The sequence below is a fragment of the Pseudomonas sp. Pseusp18 genome (assembly GCF_059506005.1).
In genome coordinates this window covers 3,117,344-3,136,935 of the sequence record NZ_CP169240.1, presented here as the reverse complement: position 1 = coordinate 3,136,935, position 19,592 = coordinate 3,117,344, and the positions used below count along the sequence as shown (strand labels likewise).

Annotated in this window: 15 protein-coding genes; 5 read left to right on the top strand and 10 right to left on the bottom strand. The window is 59.4% G+C overall.

Translation table 11 applies throughout. From position 1 onward, the window contains the following. The 3 genes from ACEN9A_RS14115 to ACEN9A_RS14105 are packed head-to-tail and all read right to left on the bottom strand — an operon-like array spanning window position 1 to window position 5,504. Entirely contained in the window at window positions 1–2,385 is a 2,385-nt protein-coding gene (locus ACEN9A_RS14115; RefSeq protein WP_019649719.1) for an efflux RND transporter permease subunit, read from the bottom strand. Between the two features lie 26 nt (window positions 2,386–2,411). Further along, complete coding sequence (locus tag ACEN9A_RS14110) at window positions 2,412–4,058, bottom strand: DUF1302 domain-containing protein (RefSeq protein ID WP_019578908.1); 1,647 nt, start codon at window positions 4,056–4,058, stop codon at window positions 2,412–2,414. Window positions 4,059–4,079: 21 nt separating this feature from the next. Further along, the gene (locus ACEN9A_RS14105; protein ID WP_019578907.1) at window positions 4,080–5,504 is read right to left on the bottom strand and encodes a DUF1329 domain-containing protein; all 1,425 of its coding nucleotides are present in this window, start codon (window positions 5,502–5,504) and stop codon (window positions 4,080–4,082) included. A 406-nt stretch (window positions 5,505–5,910) separates the two neighbouring features. Here ACEN9A_RS14105 and ACEN9A_RS14100 point away from each other — a divergent pair, with 406 nt between their 5' ends. Next, the gene (locus tag ACEN9A_RS14100) at window positions 5,911–6,492 is read left to right on the top strand and encodes a TetR/AcrR family transcriptional regulator (RefSeq protein ID WP_026331646.1); all 582 of its coding nucleotides are present in this window, start codon (window positions 5,911–5,913) and stop codon (window positions 6,490–6,492) included. Between the two features lie 8 nt (window positions 6,493–6,500). Here ACEN9A_RS14100 and ACEN9A_RS14095 read toward each other — a convergent pair whose 3' ends face one another. The 3 genes from ACEN9A_RS14095 to ACEN9A_RS14085 form a co-directional block, all read right to left on the bottom strand. After that, window positions 6,501–7,283, bottom strand: a complete 783-nt coding sequence (locus ACEN9A_RS14095) for an SDR family NAD(P)-dependent oxidoreductase (RefSeq protein WP_019578905.1) — start codon at window positions 7,281–7,283, stop codon at window positions 6,501–6,503. A gap of 144 nt (window positions 7,284–7,427) precedes the next feature. Further along, window positions 7,428–9,539: an enoyl-CoA hydratase/isomerase family protein gene (locus tag ACEN9A_RS14090; RefSeq protein ID WP_019649716.1), complete on the bottom strand. Its 2,112-nt coding sequence runs from the start codon at window positions 9,537–9,539 to the stop codon at window positions 7,428–7,430. Between the two features lie 68 nt (window positions 9,540–9,607). Next, window positions 9,608–9,790 (bottom strand): hypothetical protein, encoded by a 183-nt coding sequence (locus ACEN9A_RS14085; RefSeq protein WP_019578904.1) that lies wholly within the window; start codon window positions 9,788–9,790, stop codon window positions 9,608–9,610. 278 nt (window positions 9,791–10,068) lie between these two features. Here ACEN9A_RS14085 and ACEN9A_RS14080 point away from each other — a divergent pair, with 278 nt between their 5' ends. Further along, a complete protein-coding gene (locus ACEN9A_RS14080; protein WP_019578903.1) occupies window positions 10,069–10,635 on the top strand; it encodes a TetR/AcrR family transcriptional regulator in 567 nt (188 codons plus the stop codon). A gap of 104 nt (window positions 10,636–10,739) precedes the next feature. On the opposite strand, the gene ACEN9A_RS14075 is transcribed toward ACEN9A_RS14080, so the two are convergent. The 3 genes from ACEN9A_RS14075 to ACEN9A_RS14065 are packed head-to-tail and all read right to left on the bottom strand — an operon-like array spanning window position 10,740 to window position 16,469. Beyond that, window positions 10,740–12,149: an efflux transporter outer membrane subunit gene (locus ACEN9A_RS14075; protein WP_019649715.1), complete on the bottom strand. Its 1,410-nt coding sequence runs from the start codon at window positions 12,147–12,149 to the stop codon at window positions 10,740–10,742. Window positions 12,150–12,152: 3 nt separating this feature from the next. Continuing rightward, window positions 12,153–15,284 carry a multidrug efflux RND transporter permease subunit gene (locus ACEN9A_RS14070; RefSeq protein ID WP_019578901.1) on the bottom strand — a complete coding sequence of 1,044 codons (3,132 nt, stop codon included), beginning with the start codon at window positions 15,282–15,284 and terminating at the stop codon, window positions 12,153–12,155. Window positions 15,285–15,311: 27 nt separating this feature from the next. After that, window positions 15,312–16,469 (bottom strand): MexC family multidrug efflux RND transporter periplasmic adaptor subunit, encoded by a 1,158-nt coding sequence (locus tag ACEN9A_RS14065; RefSeq protein WP_026331644.1) that lies wholly within the window; start codon window positions 16,467–16,469, stop codon window positions 15,312–15,314. 119 nt (window positions 16,470–16,588) lie between these two features. On the opposite strand from ACEN9A_RS14065, the gene ACEN9A_RS14060 reads away from it, so the two are divergent. Next, window positions 16,589–17,185 carry a TetR/AcrR family transcriptional regulator gene (locus ACEN9A_RS14060; protein ID WP_019578899.1) on the top strand — a complete coding sequence of 199 codons (597 nt, stop codon included), beginning with the start codon at window positions 16,589–16,591 and terminating at the stop codon, window positions 17,183–17,185. 3 nt (window positions 17,186–17,188) lie between these two features. Here the strand turns inward: ACEN9A_RS14060 and ACEN9A_RS14055 are convergent, their stop codons facing one another. Further along, window positions 17,189–17,335, bottom strand: coding sequence for a hypothetical protein (locus ACEN9A_RS14055; RefSeq protein ID WP_019578898.1), 147 nt, complete (start codon window positions 17,333–17,335; stop codon window positions 17,189–17,191). A 167-nt stretch (window positions 17,336–17,502) separates the two neighbouring features. On the opposite strand from ACEN9A_RS14055, the gene ACEN9A_RS14050 reads away from it, so the two are divergent. Next, window positions 17,503–18,504: an AraC family transcriptional regulator gene (locus ACEN9A_RS14050; RefSeq protein ID WP_309475244.1), complete on the top strand. Its 1,002-nt coding sequence runs from the start codon at window positions 17,503–17,505 to the stop codon at window positions 18,502–18,504. A gap of 5 nt (window positions 18,505–18,509) precedes the next feature. After that, window positions 18,510–19,562 carry an AraC family transcriptional regulator gene (locus ACEN9A_RS14045; protein ID WP_258674078.1) on the top strand — a complete coding sequence of 351 codons (1,053 nt, stop codon included), beginning with the start codon at window positions 18,510–18,512 and terminating at the stop codon, window positions 19,560–19,562. Window positions 19,563–19,592: the final 30 nt, after the last annotated feature.

Here is a 19,592-nt window from a genome sequence, read left to right as displayed (position 1 = left end):
TCAATGCACCAGTGAGCCGATCAGGCGCACCGGGCGCCGCCGTGGGAATGTCCGTTCCAGCCACACGGCGAATGCAGGCAGTACGGTCATGGCCATGACCATGTTGACCAGGAACATGAAGGCCAACAGCTTGCCCATGTCGGCCTGGAACTTGAGATCGGAAAACGCCCAGGTGGCCACGCCCACTGCCAGCGTGATGGCGGTAAAAATCGTTGCCACACCCACCTCCAGCAAGGCGTGCTCGACGGCCTTGGTGATCGGCTGCCCTAGAGCCTGGTGCAGTTGCAGACGGTTGTAGATGTAGAAGGCGTAATCCACGCCGATGCCGACGGCCAGTACCATTACCGGCAAGGTGGCGATGGTCAGGCCGATTTGCAGCTCCTTCATGAACCAGTAGCCGATGAAGGTGCCGAGTGTCAGCGGCAGGCAGCACACCAGCACGGCGCGCCAGTCGCGGTAGACGATAAACACCAGCAGAGCGATCGCGGCATAGACGTAAAGCATCATCGGCAGCTCGCTGCGTTCCACCTCTTCGTTGATCGCAGCGATCACCCCGGCATTGCCGGAAGCCAGGCGTACGCTCACCCCATCCTGAGTGAACTGAGTACGAAATGCCTTGGCGGCGGCGATCACTCGGTGAATGGTCGTCGCCTTGTGATCGGCGAGAAACAGATGCACCGCCGTCATGCTGCAATCGGGACGCATCATTCCTGGCACGCGAGCCACCTCGGCGGCCATCGATGAGTAGTTGGTCGGGTCGATGGGTACCGCGTTCATTTTCGGGTTGCCCTCGTTATAGCCCTCGTTGAACTGTCGCAGACTGTTGGAGAACGAGGTGACCGACACCACCCCTGGCACGCCCTGCATCGCCCAGACAAAGCGATCCTGGTACTGGCCGAGGGCGACGTCTTCGCAGGCGTTCGTCCCTGCGTCGACTTTGGCCTCGAAGACCACGCTGAGCCAATCCAGGCCGATGTCATAGTTGCTGGCGATGGAGACCGCATCGCGATTAAAGCGTGCGTCCTCGCGCAACTCCGGTGCACCGGCTTGCAAGGAGCCGACAACCCGATCATGGCTCTGCCAGGCCGCCGTGACAAAGATCAGCACGGCCATGCCCAGCACCCAGCGCACGTTGTGCCATTCGGTCAATCGGGCAAAACCGTGCAACCAACGGGCACGACGCTGGCGGGAAATTTCTTCGGCCGCGGCGTAGCCCGAGTCGACTCGCAGCATCGACGCCACCACCGGCAGCATCACCAGATTGGTGATGATCTTGAACGCCACCCCGAGCGAAGCGGTGATGGCCAGCTCCCGAACCATGGGAATCGGGATCAGCAACAACGTCACGAACGACACGAATGCGGTCACCAAAGCCAGCGTGCCTGGGATCAGCAACCCGCTGAAACTGGCCCGTGCCGCACCCTCCACCGACTTGCCGCAGGCGATTTCACGGATGATGAAATTGATCTGCTGAACGCCATGGGACACGCCAATGGCAAACACCAGAAAAGGCACCAAGACCGCCAGTGGATCAAGTCCGTAGCCGAGCAAACGCAGGGCGCCAAACTGCCAGATCAACGACACCAGCGAACAGCCCACCGCCAGCAACGTGAAACGCAGCGAATGGCAATACCAGTACACCGCAGCAGCCGTCAGCAGTAGCGCCAGCAGGCAGAACTCCAGAACCGCCGAGGCACCTTCGGCAATGTCACCGATCTGCTTGGCGAAACCGATGATCTGGAGCTCGAAGTCTTTGTCTTCAAACTGACTGCGAATTTTTTGCTCCAGGACCCGGTTGTACGCCACATAGTCGAGGCGTTGGCCGTCAGCATCGAATTCGTTGAGATCCACGGTGATCATCGCGCTGCCCTGATCGCGAGCCACCAGTGTTCCGATAAAGCCGCCCTGCGCCGTCGAGTCGGCGATCATTGCAATGCTCGCCTCATCGAGACTCTCAGGCGTCACCGTGCCCGGCACCAATGGATCGGCACGAAAGCCCTCCTCGGTGATTTCGTTGACGAACGCGTTGGGCGTCCATAATGAACGCACGCTGCTGCGCGAGACGTTGGGCAGGAAAATCAGGGCCTGGGTTACATCATAAAGACGTTTGAGCCCTGCTCTGCTCCAGATCGTTCCACTCCGAGCCTTGACCACTACCGTGAGCCGGTTTGCACCGAGCAGATCATTGCGATACGTCTCGAAGGTTTCGATGTACTCATGGCCGATGGGCAGCTGTTTCTCAAACCCGGCTTCCATGCGCAACTGCACCGCAAACCAGGCCATGCCCACGGTGAACACGGCCAGGCTCAACAGCGTCAACAGGCGATGGGTAAACAACCACTGCTCGATGCGCGGCAACACGCCGCGCACTTTGGTTTCTGTCATTTTCAGCGAACTATTCACGGCGCGCCTCACAGGGTTCGGGAAACCACAAGACCGACGTAATCACGATCACGCAGCAGTTGATCGTAAGGGGTCTTGCCGCCCATGAACTTCGCGTAGTTGGCAGAGATCTGCCAGCTCGCCGGATTGCGCACGAAGTTGAGGTACAGGTTCATGCTGCTGGCATCTTCGGTGAACGTCGCCGACAGATTGGGTGTGCGTCCCTTGATTGATCGCGAATAGAACACCCCCGGCGTGACCTGCCAGCCAGGAATCAGCGTGTTGTCATACGTCAGGCTGAAATCGAGGCTGATCCCGGAAGAGGTTTTGTTGCCCTTGGCGCTCGGCGGGATGGCCGGATCCAGTTGCCAGGTATTGAGGCCGGCGGCAATCGGTTCGCCGGCGTAGTCGTTATGCAGGCCCGGGTATTTCACGACCACCAGTTCGCTCAACAGCGTGCCGGTGCTGGCACCGGTGAAGTCGAGCAATGTCGGCGAGTTGGACGGCGTCATGCTGTAGATGCCGGTCAGGTGCCATTGCAGTTTCTTTTCGTCTTTCCAGCATTTGCCACCGTTGCTGGCACAGGCGTCGATTACCGGGTTGAGCGGTACCGCGTCTTTGGGACGGTATGACAGTTCTGTGCCCACCGCCCAGTCGCCGATCGGCATATTGGCGCTGATGCCGTACATCATGCGGTCTTCCGGGTACTCCCATGTTTGCGCCAGGGCGAAGGTTTCAGGGTCCAGCACCTGCATCGTCAGTGACGGCAGCTTGTCGTGATAACGCATCACATACAGGCCAAGGTTGAGATCGGTGTTGTCTGGCTGCCAGCGCAGCGAAACACCCCATTGGCCGCCGTTGCGTGCGTCTTTTTCGTCGTAACCGTAGGCGCCCCTGCCCTCGCCCAGCGCGTGGGTGGTGGACCAGTAACTGCCCACGGGTGGTAACTCGCTTTTGTTCCAGTTGAATTGCCAATACGCCTCGATGTTTACGCCGGAACCGAGCCCGGACGCGAGGCTCAACATCGGCGCCGGCAGCAGGGCTTCCTTGAGCTGGGTGCCGGGTCGCGACAACGCCATGACATCGTAAGCGTTGGTATTGTTGATGCCGCCGGCAGCGAACAAGCTCTCGCCCCAGTTGATTACCTGATTGCCCAGACGAGCGCGGACACGCTGGTCACCGACATCGAAGCTCTTGCTCACCCACAGATCGAGCAGGCGAGCCTTGAACTCCAGATCATCCCGAGCATCGCTGGTGAGGCCGTCGTTGCCGACGCCTTCTGGCCGGTTGGCCGACAACGCGCCGCTGGTGTCGGTCGCCGCAAAATCACGGATCCAGCTACCGCGCGCCATGAACGTGTAGTCTTCGGGAAACTTCAGCACCAATTCATGGGTGCCCTTGATGTAGTTGGTGAACAAGTCACCCCTGTCGTAGTTCAGGTCGCCCTGATCACCGATATTGGCGCTGGGCGACAGACAACCGCTGGGAGGGTTGTGCCCGCTGGCCCCACTGGTGATGAGGTTGCAGCCGCGAGACTCGGTGCGCAGCCCCATGCCCACAGCGAGGGTGGAATCAAATGAGCCGTGAATGTTTTCGGTTTCAAAGGTGAACGCCATGGCAAATGGGGTTGCACACGCGATGACAAGACCTGAGGTTTTACTGATTATTTTTTTCATGTCTGTTCCCGGAAACTGCTGTTAGCGTTCGCTGGTGGCGCGCAGATTGTCTGAGGTGTAGAAGTCGCGTTTCAGACGAGGGTTGTTGGCGCTATCGGTCAGCCAGCGATGGTCGTTCTTGCCGGTACCAATTGATGTCATGTCGTACAGGTAGCGACCATCAACGAGGTTGTATTGCGCCTGGGCTTCCATATCGCAGGTGCCAGTCTCGTAGACCGGGATCGTGTAACCCTCGCGGACTTTCCAGATTTGCCCTTGCTTGTCGTAATCCACCGCCATCAGCGCGTTCCAGCTGTCTTCGTCGATGTAGAACAGGCGCTTCGGCGCCTGATGGCGCATGCCCTGGCGTACAGTGGCCTCGACCACCCAGACACGGTGCATTTCATAGCGGCGCGATTCGGGGGCGATGAAGTCGCGCTTGGCCACATCCTCGATCTTCGCCGAGTTGTCGTAGGCACCGAACGAGTTGTAGGGCACGAGCATTTCCTGCTTGCCGACCAGCTTCCAGTCGAAGCGATCCATCGGGCCGAAGAACACATTGGACTCATCGATGGTGTACTGGTTATCGAGACCGATTTGCGGCGCATCGTAGGAATACGCCGGCATGCGACGTACGCGGCGCTGGCCCGGGAAGTAGTAGAACGTGGTGGCTTGCTCGCCAGCCTTGGTAGTCACCACCCCGGCCTGCCCGGCAAGGGCTGCGGGGTCGGAGTAGCTGAAGTAGGTCGCGACTTCGAGGCGATCGAATGAGGAAAACAGCGCACTGCCCTTCACTCCCCATGGCGTGTACATGAACCAGTCGGTGGAGGTTCGCAGCCAGTCTTCACTGCCCTTGCGTGGCGAAATCCCGGAAACGGTTTTCGACATATCGAAGCCGACGCCGCGGTAGCGCATTTTCATGTTCCACATGACCTCGGCACCCGAGGTCGGAAACGGAAACGGAATACCGGGCACGTAGGCTTCCTGCAGCGCCAGGCCATCGCCGTCGAGTTTGGCGAAACCGACGTTCTTTTTGGTGTTTTCTGCAACGAAATCGGGTACGCCACAACTGCGACGCGTCGGGTACACATCCATCCGGTAACCCGGAATCTTTTTGAACATTTCCACCTGGCCAGGCGAAAGCTTGCTGGCGTATTTCGCGACGTTGCCCGAATCGATTCTGAACAGCGGTTTGTCGTCCTTGAACTTCCATTGCTGCCCGCGCACTTGGCCATGACTCCAGCTGGCACCCTGTGGGCCTGGTGGCGTCCAGGCCGGAATGACACCATCGGCGCTCGCCGCGACCTCGCCTCCCAGTGGGGTCAATTGGGTACCGAGCAACGCAGGATCCTTTTCTGCCGCTTGCCCCGTACAGATGAAAGCCGATGCGGCGATGGCCGCAATCAGATGTCTGATCCCGCCCCGTGTGAAGACTTCATTATTGGGGCACTCAATTACTGTGTTCATTGGAGGATCCTCGTGGGCCTTGATCAGCAATGTGTCCGTTTTTAAGGCGGTAACACGTTGCCTGCGCTAACCTAATCATCTGACTTGATCAAATGACCAAGTCGTTTGATCAAAGCAAGGCCGGTGCCAAGATCCACAGCGTTGGAAATAGTTGTTTTTTATCAATCGATTGGGAGAACCTCGGGAAGATTTGGCCAACGATGTTTTCGCAAAACGTAGCTAGGTGTTTCGTTGGCACGCACCAAACCGGGAATTAACGAAACACTCGTTACCAATAATGGTGCAACGGTTTCGGAACGCACAGGCATCCATGACGTTTGGCGATTCGTTGCTGTAGCATCCGCTAGCGTCGACACCGCCCACCGCCGTCACGGGGGCGCCAGGAAATATTGGAGATTGCTGATCTATGGCCAGAATGGGCGCTGAATTACGCAGGCAGGATTTCGTTGAAGCGACGGTCAAGGTGATTGCCGAACACGGCGTCGCCAATGCGACTACCCGGCGCATTGCGGCGGCGGCCGGTTGTCCCTTGGCATCGTTGCACTACGTGTTCCACACCAAGAACGACCTCTTTTATGCAGTCTACGAATCGCTGTTCAATCTGCCCCATCAAGCCCTGGAGCATGTGCCTGCCGGGACGACAGCCGCTGAAACCGCGGCGGAAGTTTTACGGCAATTGATCACGTGGTTCATCGACCATCCGGACGCGGCCAAGGCGCAGATAGAGTTGTTCTTCTGGGCGATGCGCAATGACCCCGAAATGGCGAGCAAGATCTACTCAGTGGCCATCGAGGCGACGGAGCGGGCGCTGGAGCGAGCCATGGGGGCTGAGCTGGAAGAGGCTTTTTTGAAGGCTGTGAGCCGACTGCTGATTCATCTGGTCGATGGGTTGACCATTGCGTGGTCCGCCCATGGCGATCTGCAACGCCTGAGGACCGAAACCGAGACGGCTTGCACTGCGCTGGCCCTTTTGGTGGCCAGTCACTGAGCGGATCATCAAATGCTGCTGACCAGATGGCCGCCATCCACGGCCAGCACACTGCCAGTCATGAATGTACCGGCGTCGCTCGCCAGCAGTAGAAAGGGGCCTGCCAGTTCGTGCAGCTCGCCCAATCGGCGCATGGGCACCAGCTCACGAATGTAGCTGTTGCCCTTGTCGCCGTCGAAAAAGTCTTCGTTCATTTCGGTCTTGAAGTAGCCCGGTGCGATGGCGTTGACCCGGATGTTGTACCGCGCAAGTTCCAGCGCCAGTGACTTGGTCAATTGCACCACGCCGGCTTTTGCGGCGCAGTAATGGCTGTAACCGGTTCCGACGCGCAATCCAAGGATCGAGGCAACGTTGACGATGCTCCCGCTACGCCCGGCCTTGGCCAGCCGTTGCGCGGCGACCTGAGCCACCCGCCAGACACCGTCCAGATTGGTCGAAAGCATGGCGCGCCACTGCTCTTCGCTGATCTCCAGCGGGCGCTGGCCGTTGCCAATGCCGGCGTTATTGAGGACCACATCGACCACGCCGAAATGCGTCTGGGCAACATCGAAGGCCGCCTCGACGCTGGCCCGGTCAGTGACGTCGAGCGCGACCGACAGCGCCTGGCCGCTCTCCCACTCAATGTCCCTGGCCACTTGTTCAAGCCTTTCGAGGCGCCGCGCAGTCAGAACCACCCGGGCGCCGGCACGAGCGGCGACCCGTGCCAGGTGCGCACCGATGCCGCTGGAGGCACCGGTGATCAACACGGTTCGGTCGGCAAGGGAAAAGTTCTGGGCGAAATCGTGAGTCATCAATACACCTCGAAAAGAATGACGGTACGTCTTGCGCTAGCGCGTTTTACAGGCAGACAGGCCCCCTTCCTCCGGGTTCGGGCCAGGGTATGGGTGATGCGTGGTCGCCCTTATCCTGGCGCTCCCCCGGAGAAAGAGGATTTTTCAGATTTTTTCGATGCGACACTTGCCGGCGGCGACCAGACGCTCCAGCAGCGCCGCCGGCCGGAACCACATCTCGCCGTATTCGCCCAGCACGTGGCGATAGTGGAGGATGCGATTGAGCACCGTGTCCAGGCCCAACTGTTCTGCGTAATGCATCGGGCCGCCGAGATGGGCGGGAAATCCGTAGCCGTTGATCCACACCAGATCAATGTCGCTGGCGCGCAAGGCAATGCCTTCGTCCAGCAAGCGGATCCCCTCGTTGATCATCGTGAACAAGCAACGATCATGGATCTCCAGGTCTTCAATGCAACGCCGGGTAACGTTGAGTTCCCTGGCAAGCTGTTCGGCCAGCGTGACGATCTCTTTGTCTTCCGTACGGCTACGTCCTTCGTAGAGATAAAAGCCACGCCCACTCTTCTGACCGTATCGCCCCAAGGCATACAGTTCTTCAGCGAGGCAGCAATAGCTTTGGTCATGGGCAATGGCCGCGCGATTAGCCTCGCGCATCAAGAAACTCACATCGATACCGGCCAGATCCAGCATGCTGAATACACCCATGTTCAAATCCAGACCGGTCAGCACAGCATCGACCTGTGCCGGTGTCGCCCCCTCCAACACCAGGCGATGGGCTTCGCGGGCATAAGGTTCGAGCATGCGATTGCCAATAGAACCTGCGCCGTTCCCCGAGATGACCGGAAGCTTGCCGATACGCCCGGCGATGTCCATGGCGGTGGCCACCACGTCCGGCGCCGTGGCTTGGCAACGCACAATTTCCACCAGACGCATGACGTTGGCAGGAGTGAAAAAATGCAGACCAATCACATCTTGCGGGCGGGAAACGGTCGCCGCGAGCGCGTCGATATCGAGCGATGAGGTGTTGGTCGCGAGAATGACACCCGGCTTGCAGAACTTCTCCAGAGAGAGAAACACCTGCTGTTTGATTTCCATCTTCTCGCACACCGCCTCGATGACCAGGTCGGCATCAGACAGGTCTGCATAGTCGAGCGTGCCAAACAACAACTCCATCCGCTGTTGCACTTGTACGGCGCTCAGCTTTCCGCGCTTGACGCTAAGTTGATAGTTTTCGCGAACTCGCTCGAGGCCACGATTCAGCGTACGACCATCTAGGTCCATTAACGCCACGGGAATGCCGACATCGGCGAAGTTCATGGCGATACCACAACCGAGGGTGCCGGCACCGATTACCGCAATCTTGTTGATCTTGCGCAGTGCAACGGCTGCCTCGATCTGCGGAATACGCCGGGCTTCACGTTCAGCGAAGAACACATGGCGCAGCGCCCTGGACTGGCGTGACGCCTCAGCCTGCTTGAACAACGTCAGTTCCCGCACGAGCCCTTCTTCCATCGGCAACAGGCAGGCTGCTTCCAACGCAGAGAGCACCAGACGTGGCGCCAGACGGCTTTTCCAGCGGGGTTCATGCTCAACGCGGTAACGCGCGAGGAAATCATCCGGCAGGTCTTCGGCGGGGTTTGGCCAGGCCTCTGCCGGCCGCGCCGGGGCGCCGCAGTCGATCAGCTCATGGGCATAAGCACGCGCTTCATCCAGCAATTGCTCGGCACTGGTGGCGATGCGGTCGAGGATGCCTAGCATGCGAGCGCGCTCAGCATCGATCTGTTCACCGGACAGAATCAGGTTCAGTGCCGATTCGGCGCCGATCAGCCTGGGCAGGCGTTGAGTTCCGCCAGCGCCGGGTAACAGGCCCAGATTGATTTCCGACAGTCCCATCCGCGCGCCCGGCTCGCCAATCCGGTATCCACAGGCCAGGGCCAGCTCCAGCCCTCCTCCCAGCGCCAGTGTGCCGAGCGCGGCAACCAACGGTTTATGGATTTCGCTCAGGCGTGTCAGGGTGCCGGGCAAGCTGGGTTCGGCAAAGCAGGCCTCGGTGCCAAACTCCTTGATATCGGCACCGGCACTGAACAGCCCCTGTGCGCCATAGAGAATAATGGCCCCCACGGTAATGTCGGCAGCAGCGCGCTCGCAGGCATTGATGAGAGCTGCGCGCAATGACTGATCGAGTGCGTTGACCGGTGCACGGTTCAGGCCTATCAGGGCCAGACCGTCTTCGACACGGTAGTGGATGAGGTCGCACATTGGGGAGCCCTTACTGGCATTTCCAGGGTATTGAAATCGGCGTTCTTCAGCTCGGAAACGGCGGTTTATCAAAAACTTCTGAAGACTTCGCCCATGCTGGCGACGGGATAATTCGGCTGGGAGACCGCCACGTGCCTGGATACCGCGGAGCCAAAAGCGCCATAGGAACCCCGCGAGTAGAAGCTATGAATGGAGTAAATGGCGAGTGAGATCAGGGTCACGGCCAGGCAGGAAAAAAGAATCGGGCGCATCGGAAACCTCCGTCATCTGGCGGGAGCCAAATGCAGTGTCTTTTGTTATTGAGGGTTTCGATTCTGGGTACTGGCAGATGCAAAAGCTTGGCAGATCACGCCATGTTTTTTGCAGATCATGACACTCAAAAACATTATTGATGTGGGCAACCTTGAGAGCCACAACTGAGCAAATAATGTCTCAAATGAAGTAATCTCCTCCTGTTCTGTGGTTTTCGTTGCAGTAATGAGCTTTTCCTGCACAATTCCAGCATTGAAATTCGATCCGAGACCTACTGATGTCCCTGACTCCCCAAGACGAAAGACTCATCAAGGCGTTGGCTCTGGCCATCGTTGATCGCCCTCGTGCGACGCTCAAGGAACTGGCTGAAGCCGCTGGCGTGAGCAAGGCCACCCTGCACCGCTTTTGCGGCACCCGTGACAACCTGGTGCAGATGATGGAAAGCCATGGAGAGACGGTGCTCAACCAGATCACCACCACGACCGACCTGTTGCACGGCGAGCCGGTGGAAGCGCTGCGAAGTCTGATCAATGAGCACTTGGCGCATCGTGAAATGCTGGTCTTCCTGCTCTTTCAGTATCGCCCCGACACCTTCGCGGTAAATGGCGAAGGTGATCGTTGGCAGTCTTATGCAGATGCCCTTGATGCATTCTTTCTGCGCGGCCAGCAATTGGGCGCCTTCCGCATCGATGTCACCGCTGCGGTCTTCACTGAACTGTTCCTGACCATGATCTTCGGCATGGTCGATGCGGAACGCCGTGGGCGCGCGGCAAGTGCCAACTCAGCCAATGTGCTGGAGCAGATGTTCCTGCATGGCGCTGCCTGCGTAGTACGTCCCCAATAATCCCTACTCCTCACTCCTCCAAAAAAAGAGCCCCGCGACCTGACGGTCCACGGGGCTAAAAAAACAGGTTGGATGCGCCAACCCAAGGAGCGCTTGCCAGCGTCTTATCTGGCCATTGCTTGCGATGACCATCCCCCGCCCAGCGAGCGGAACAGATCGACCAAGGCAATCTGACGCTGAGTGCTGACCTCAATGAATGCCGTCTCGTTGACGAAGCTGGCGCGCTGGGCGTCGAGGTAACGCAGGTGACTATCGATGCCGCCTTCATAACGGGCCTTGGCCAGTTTCAGCGTCTCGCTGCTGGTATTGGCCAGCGCGCGTCGGGCGGCTTCCTCCCGGCGCAAGGTGTCGGTAGCGGCCAGTGCATCGGCGACCTCGCGGAACGCCGTCTGAATCGTGCCCTCATACGCCGCCACCGCAGAGTCCTTGCGGGCTTCGGCCAGACTCAACCCCGCTCGATTGCGTCCGGCATCGAACAACGGCAACGACAGGTTGGGGACAAAGCTCCAGGAACGTGATCCACCGTCGAACAAACCGGACATTTGCGCGCTGGAGGTGCCGAAGCTGCCCGTCAGACTGATACGCGGGAAGAACGCCGCGCGCGCCGCACCAATGTCAGCATTGCGCGCCTGCAGACGATGCTCGGCGGCGAGAATGTCCGGTCGGCGTTCGATCAGCGTCGAGGTGGTGTCAGGCGCGATGTCTTGAACCAGCATCGGCTCCTTCTGCAACCGTTCGGGAATCGACTTCGCCGCATCTTTGGTGCCGAGCAACAGAACCAGCGCGTTAAAGGCCTGTTGCTTCTGCCGCAGATTGCTTTCCTGCTCTGCGCGCGATTGCTCCACCAATCCCAGTGCTTCCTGGTAATCCAGCGCGGTCGCCGTACCGTTCGAGCGGCGCTGGCTGATCAGGACAAACGAGTACTCGCGGCTGATCAGGGTTTGTTGCGTCAGATCCAGACGACGTTGGGCGCCATCGTGAACCAGATAAGCCTGGCTGACCTCGGCGATCAGTGCGATCTGCGCCGCGCGTGCGGCTTCTTCGGTGGCCAGGTACTCTTGCAACGCGGAGTCACTGAGGCTCTTCACCCGACCGAACAGATCCAACTCGTACTCAGGCAGCGACAGGCCGACCTGATAGTTGCTGGCAACGCCCGCCCGGCCGTCGTTGGCCAAATCCGCCGGCAAGCGCTGGCGATTGCCCGCTGCGTTGGCATTCAACCCCGGTACCCGGTCGGCACGCTGGATGCGGTATTGCGCCCGGGCCTGCTCGATATCCAGAAGCGTCTGGCGCAGTGAGCGGTTGTTCTCGAGAGCGATCACCACCAGGCGGCGCAGGTCGGGATCGACGATAAACGTCTGCCACACCAGTTGGTTGATCGGACTGCCCTGCTTCATCGACTCACCCGCCCAGTTATCCGCAACCGGCGCAACGGGCCGCTCATAAGTGGGCGCCAACGAGCAACCACCCAGCAGCATGGCGATCACCAGCGTAGAAAAAGCTGAAATACGCATGAGTCACTCCTGAGTCAAAGCGGGTTGTTCAATGGGGGCCGGTTTACTACGCAGCATCGATAGCACCCAGACAAAACAGATCGGTACGAACAGCACACCCAGCAATGTCGCGCTGAGCATGCCGCCGATCACACCGGTACCGATTGCACGCTGACTCGCCGCCCCGGCCCCGGTCGCCAACGCCAGCGGCACAACGCCGAGGATGAAAGCCATGGAGGTCATGACAATCGGCCGGAAGCGCAGGCGTGCGGCCTCGATGGCAGCGTCGCGCAGGCTGTAACCTTTCTCCCAAAGTTCTTTGGCGAACTCGACGATGAGGATTGCGTTCTTCGCTGCCAGACCGATGATGGTGATCAGGCCAACCTTGAAGTACACGTCGTTAGGCATGCCGGCGACCATCACCGCGAGTACCGCACCGATGGCACCGATCGGCACGATCAGCATCACGGTCAGGGGAATTGCCCAACTTTCATAGAGTGCGACCAGCAACAGGAACACCACCAGGATCGCGAGCGCGAACAGTTGCGTCGCCTGACCGCTGGAGACCTTTTCCTGATACGACAGCCCGGTCCACTCGTAGCTGAAACCCGCCGGCAATTGCGCGGCGATTCGCTCCATTTCCGCCATGGCTTCACCGGTGCTATATCCCGGCCCGGCATCACCGACGATCCGGATCGACGGATAACCGTTGTAGCGCACCAGTTGCACCGCACCTTCCTCCCAGTGGGTGGTGACGAAGGCGCTGAGCGGCACCAGATTGCCCGCGCTGTTGTGCACGTACAGTTTGAGCACGCTTTCCGGGGTCATCCGGTCGCCCTGCTCGGCCTGCACCACCACACGCTGCTGACGGCCAGCGTTGGTGAAGTCGTTGATCACCTCCGAACCGAACGCGGCTGACAATGCACGGCTGATCGACTCGAAACTCACACCCAGGGTGCGGGCCTTGTCACGGTCGATCACCACCCGCAATTGCGGCGACTCGGCCAGGCCTTCCATCATTGCGTAGAGGATTTTCGGGTTGCCATTGGCCTGCCCTAACAACTGATCGCGGGCTGCGATCAATGCTTCGCGGCCCAGGCCAGCGCGATCCTGCAGGCGCAGCGCAAAACCGCCGGAGTTGCCCAGGCCATCAATCGGTGGCGGAGGCACCGCCATCACTGCACCGTCGTTGGTCACGGCAAATTGCTCGTTCAGCGCCATGACTTCCGCCATGGCCGATTGATCTTCGCCACGCAGCGACCAGTCCTTGAACACCGGGAATGCCAGCGCCGCGTTATCGCCCATCCCGGAGAAACTGAAGCCCGACACCAGGAACGTCGACTGGACCGCGTCACGGGAGGCAAGATACCGCTCCAATTGTTCACCGGTGGCTTCGGTACGGGTACGGGTCGCGCCCGGTGGCAACTGGACGTCGACGATCATGTAGCCCTGGTCCTCCACGGGCACAAACGACTCCGGCAAGCGCAGATAGAAGTAACCGAGCATCGCAATGATGCCCACGTACACCAACATCATCCGGCCGGCACGCGACACCAGCCCGTTGTTCAGGATCGAGTAACGCTCGGTGAGCCGGGCAAAGCCACGGTTGAAGGCGCCGAAGAAACCGCGCTTTTCATGGTGTCCCTGAGGAATCGGCTTGAGCAGCGTGGCACACAGCGCCGGAGTGAACGTCAGCGCCAGGAAGCCCGAGAACAGAATCGACACTGCCAGCGACACCGAGAACTGCTGATAGATCACACCCACCGAGCCGGACATGAACGCCAGTGGCATGAACACCGCCGACAGCACCAGGGTGATGCCGATGATCGCTCCCGATACTTGTCCCATCGCTTTGACCGTGGCGTCGACCGGTGACAGCCCCTCCTCGGCCATGATCCGTTCAACGTTCTCCACCACTACGATGGCGTCGTCCACGAGAATGCCGATCGCGAGCACCATGCCGAACATGGTCATCATGTTCACCGAGAAGCCCAGCAGATACATCATCAGCAGCGTGCCCAGCAGACACACCGGCACCACAATCGACGGGATCAACGTGTAGCGGATGTTCTGCAGGAACAGGAACATCACCAGGAATACCAGCACCATCGCCTCGATCAAGGTATGGATCACCTTCTCGATAGCGACATCGACGAAACGCGAAGTGTCGTAGGGGACGGAATATTCCACGTCGTCCGGGAAATAGGCGGACAGTTCGGCCAGGCGTTCCTTGACGGCCGTCGCGGTCTTGATCGCGTTGGCGCCGGGGGACAACTGGATCGCCGCCGCCACCGCCGGTCTGCCATTCAGACGCGAGTTGAAGTTGTAACTCTCTTGGCCGACTTCCACGCGGGCGACATCCGCCAGTTTGACCGTCGAGCCGTCCTCGTTGGCGCGCAGAACGATGCGTGCGAATTCTTCCGGATTATCCAGAGTACCTTTCACCGCCAGCGTGGCTGTCAGTTCCTGCTGGCTGTTGGTCGGAGTACTGCCGAAGCTGCCGGCCGGCACCTGCACGTTCTGCCCGCGGATGGCTGTGCTCACGTCATCGATGGACAGCCCGTAACCCACCAGTTTCTGCGGGTCGATCCAGACGCGCATGGCTGCTTCAGAGGAGAAGAATTGCAGCTTGCCGACGCCCGGCACCCGGCGCAGTTCGTTGTTGATGTTGCGTGCGGCATAGTCACCCAGAGCGGTCGTATCGCTGTGCTGGGTGCCTTCCTTGTAGTTGAGCGCATAGATCAGCAGGAAACCGGCACTGGTCTGTTCTACCTCCAGACCTTGGGTGAGCACCGCCTGCGGCATACGTGCTTCGGCCTTTTTCAGGCGGTTTTGTACATCCACCTGGGCCAACTGCGGATCAGTGCCTGGCTGGAAAGTGACCACAATCTCGGCAATGCCGTTGGAGTTGTTGGTCGACTCAAAATAGAGCAGGTCCTTGGCGCCATTGAGCGACTCTTCGATCACGCTGGTGACCGAGTCCACCAACACTTTCGCCGAGGCACCAGGATAGGTAGCCGTAACCCTGATTTGCGGCGGCGCGACATTGGGGTACTGCGCCACCGGCAGCATCGGGATGACCAGCAGACCAGCCAGAGAGATGAACAACGCCACCACCCAGGCAAAGTTCGGGCGCTTGATGAAAAACTGAGACATCGGAATATCCTCGCGGCGACTGCGCCCTTACTGTTTCGACTCAGGCAGCTGAGCCTGGGCGTGAGACTGGCCCGGTGCGACCTTGGCGCCCGGTTGCAGGCCGGCAAGTCCGCCGACAATCACCTGATCGCCCGCCTTCAATCCCTCACTGATCTGCCAGCGCGAACCCTGCATGGCACCGGTGACCACATTGCGTGACTCGACCCGGTCGTCTGCGCCTACCACCATCACCTGGGCGCCGCCATCGCTGCCGCGTTGCACCGAGCGTTGCGGCACGAGAATGGCCTGGTTGTCAGTGCCTTGTGGCGTGCGCACGCGCACAAACATGCCCGGCAACAGGACACCGTCGGTATTGGCAAACTTGCCGCGCAACGATACCTGGCCGGTGCCACGATCCACCGCGACATCGGTAAACATCAGTGCACCCTGGCGCTCGTAGGGTGTGCCCTCGACACGAATTGACAGCGCCTTGTTGTCGTCGGCGGAGAGCTTTCCGCCCTTGAGCGATTCGCGCAGACGCAGTGCGTCGGCCGCCGACTGGGTGAAATCGACATACACCGGATCAAGCTGTTGAATCCGCGCCATCAACGTCGCGTCCCCCTGACCGACCAGGGCACCTTCGGTTACCAGTGCACGGCCGACGCGGCCAGAAATCGGCGCCGTCACCGAGGCATAACCGAGGTTCAGCCGGGCGCTTTGCAGATCGGCCTGGGCCGAACGGGTTGCCGCCTGAGCACTGCGCAGGTCAGCCATGGCACTGTCGAAATCCTGTTGGCTGACCGCCTCGATCTTCACTAGCGGTTCATAGCGCTTGACCCGTGCCTGTGCCTCAAGCGCAACGGACTGGGTGCGGGCCAGTTCACCTTCGGCGCGCGATAAAGCCGCTTTGAGCGGCGCCGGGTCGATCTGGAACAGCAGGTCCCCGGCTTTGACGTCAGCGCCCTCTTCAAAACGTTTTTGCATCACGATGCCGGGCACCCGTGCGCGCACTTCAGCGACCCGCATGGGTTCCACCCTGCCCGGCAGCTCCGAAGTCAGCGCCAAAGGCTCAGTCTTCACCGCCAGCACTTCTACCGGGCGCGCCACTTCGGCCACACCCGCTTGTTCATTCGCCGGCCCACATCCTGCCAGCGCAATGGCTACTGCCAGCGAGCCCGCCATCCTTACTGCACGCAAATTGCCCATAACTCACCCAAGGCTTGATTGAATTTGGTGCGAATGCTACTTTCTAAACCCTAATGAGTCAAATATGTCTCATATGAGAAATATGTGAACCTTATATGAACATCGCTTGAGGCTTGGTGATGAACCCGATTTCCCATGATGAACACCTGCTCAAGACGCTGACCGTGGCGGTCGTCAACCGACCGCGGGCAACGATGAAAGAGTTGGCGCAATTGGCAGGCGTGAGCAAGGCGACCCTGCACCGCTACTGCGGAACACGGGAAAACCTGGGGCAGCGACTGGAAGAATACGCCGAGGGCACGCTCAATCTGATTATCCGCAGCGCCGGTTTACAGCACCTGGAACCGCTGGACGCGCTACGCCGATTGATCCGGAAGCATCTCGCCCATCGCGAACTGCTGGCCTTTCTGATGGCGCAATACCGCCCTGACTTCCTTGACTTTGAACGGGGTGACACACGCTGGCAGTTTTACCTGGAGGCGCTGGATGGGTTCTTCCTGAGAGGCCAGCAAAAAGGGTTGTTTCGCATCGACATCACCGCAGCGATTTTTACCGAGCTGTTCATCACGTTGGTCTATGGCCTGGTGGATGCCGAACAGCGCGGGCGTGCCGCCAATGCTGATTCGGCACGAACGCTCGAGCAGATGTTCCTGCATGGAGCGCTGTCTGGCGGCGAGTTCCGCGAGCACTCATCTGTGCAGGAAAGAACGCTTTAATCCTCAGAAATGCGTGAAGGCATCGCTGATACTGGCAACCGGTGGGTGATTGGTATGATGAACAACAGTGTGGTTAGCGGGCCGAGGCTGAAAATAAAGCGCACCCGAAATCAGCGCGAGCACCAGGAAAACGAACAGGAACCGACGCATCGAATACCTCCATCGTCCGGCCTTGGGCCGAACGCAGGTCTTTTGTTATTGGTGGTTCGAGTCTGGTCTCGGAACAAGGGTGAAAGCTTTGCAAATCGCGCCAGAGATTTTGCAAATCGTGCCAGTACTCCTCAGGCCAAAGGCTGTGCTTCATTCGGGGGGGCGAGATAATGTCCACTGTCCGTGGCACTGCTCTGCTGGGGTTCAAGGAGTTCTCTGTCAGTCAGGGCATCGATCCGGATTCGGCGCTGGCTGAGGTTCATCTGGCCGTAGACCCGCTGGATGCGCAACTTTCCGGCGCCCAGTTCAATGCCTTGATCGAGTTGTGTGCAGTGCGTTCGAACAATCCTCTGTTCGGCTTACAGTTTGGCTTGCGCCAGGGCACGCAAAGTCTCGGCACCCTGCTGTACACCATGCGCAGTACAGGCAACGTGGGCGAGGCGCTGAATCTACTGACACGTTATTTCCATATACATAGCGACGGCGCGCTAGTGCGTCTTGAACGCCAGGCCGGCGGTGCCCTGCTTTTGTACGAAGTCACTGATGGAACGTTGGTCTCGGTACGACAGACGGTGGAGTTGGCGATGGGAATTGCCGCCTGCTTGCTCCGCGAACTGTTGGGGCACGCCTGGAAGCCGAGAGGCCTGATGTTGCGCCATTGTGCTCCGACAAACCGCATTGCCTATCGCGCGCTGCTGGGTGTACCCCCGCGCTTTGACAGCCCCGTCAATGCCTGGGTGTTTGATGAGGCATTGCTGGCGATACCTTTGGGAGCGACGGACGCCAGGTGTCAGCAATTGGCCCAGCAACACATTGACGAGCTTGCGCGCGTGACGCTGCAAGAGTTGCCGTCTTACGTGCAAAAACGGCTGCGTAATGAACTTGCCAATGGCCCGGTCACGCTTCGCGACATGGCGGTGTACATGATGATCAGCCCGCGCACCTTGCAACGCTATCTTCGGGCGCAAGGCACGCGATTTCAGGAACTGCTGGACGACACGCGCCAGGCGATGGCCGCGCGCTACCTCTGCGATTCGTCGATCAACCTTACGCAACTGGCAAGCTTGCTGGGTTATGCCGATCTGAGCACATTTTCCCGCGCCTTCACTCGCTGGTACGGCATCAGCCCGCAAAAGTGGAAGCAGCGCATGCAGCACACTCATCGGTAAATGACATGCCTTCCAATCCGTTCATTCGTGCACTCAGCCTGGCGGGATTCGATCAATTCGCCCGGCGTCAAGGCCTGGACCCGAGCCAGATGCTGCGTCGGGCTTCTGTGCCTGTGGCTTCTCTGCAGCGCCCGGAAGATATCCTGTCCTTCCAGCACTATTGCGGCTTGCTGGAGCTGTGCCAACAGCGTTCGAATACCCCGTTGTTCGGCCTGGAATTTGGGCTCTATCAAGGGGTCGACGTCTTCGGTGATATTTTTTTCCTGATTCACAACGCCCGAACCATCGGCGATGCCTTGCTCGAGCTGCGCGCCAATTTCGCGCTGTACAACGGCGCGGCGCATATCGATCTGGAGGTTTTCGAGGGCGTTGCTTTGCTTGGCTACCGGACCGATGAGGCGGCGATTGGCGGATTGCCTCAAGCAGAAGAACTGGCGTGTGGTGTCGGTCTACAACTGATGCGAACCTTGGCCGGGGATCAATGGCAACCCGAGGCGGTAATGCTCCGTCATCCCCCCCTTGCAGATGAGCGGGTCTATCGGCAGGCGCTGGGTATCACGCCGACCTTCTCCGCAGCGCACACCGGTCTGCTATTCGACGCTTGCGTGCTGACGCAGCCGCTGGATTGCGCCAGCGAAACCCTGCATCAACTCATCGCTCAACATCTGTCGGGCATGGAACGCTTGTCGGCAGACGAGATGCCCGGCTACGTCAGACAATTGCTGCGCAATCTGTTGCCTAGCGGTCGTGCGACGATCGATAGAGTGGCCGACTGCATGGCAGTCAACCCGCGGACCTTGCAACGCCATTTGGCTCAAGAAGGCACGTCATTTCAGCAGTTGCTGGATGAGACACGCCAGCAATTGGTGCGCAATTACCTGCAGGTCCCGACGATCAGTCTGACGCAAGTGGCGCATCTGCTGGGTTATGCCGATGTCAGCACATTCTCGCGTGCGTTCCATCGCTGGTTTGGTGTGTCCACGCTGGAATGGTGCAGGCAGTCGGGGTTTAGCAGGCAGCCGTTGCTGCTTCAGAGCCGAGTGAAGGATCGGTCGTGAACGTATCCAGTGTGCATGCACTCAAATTGG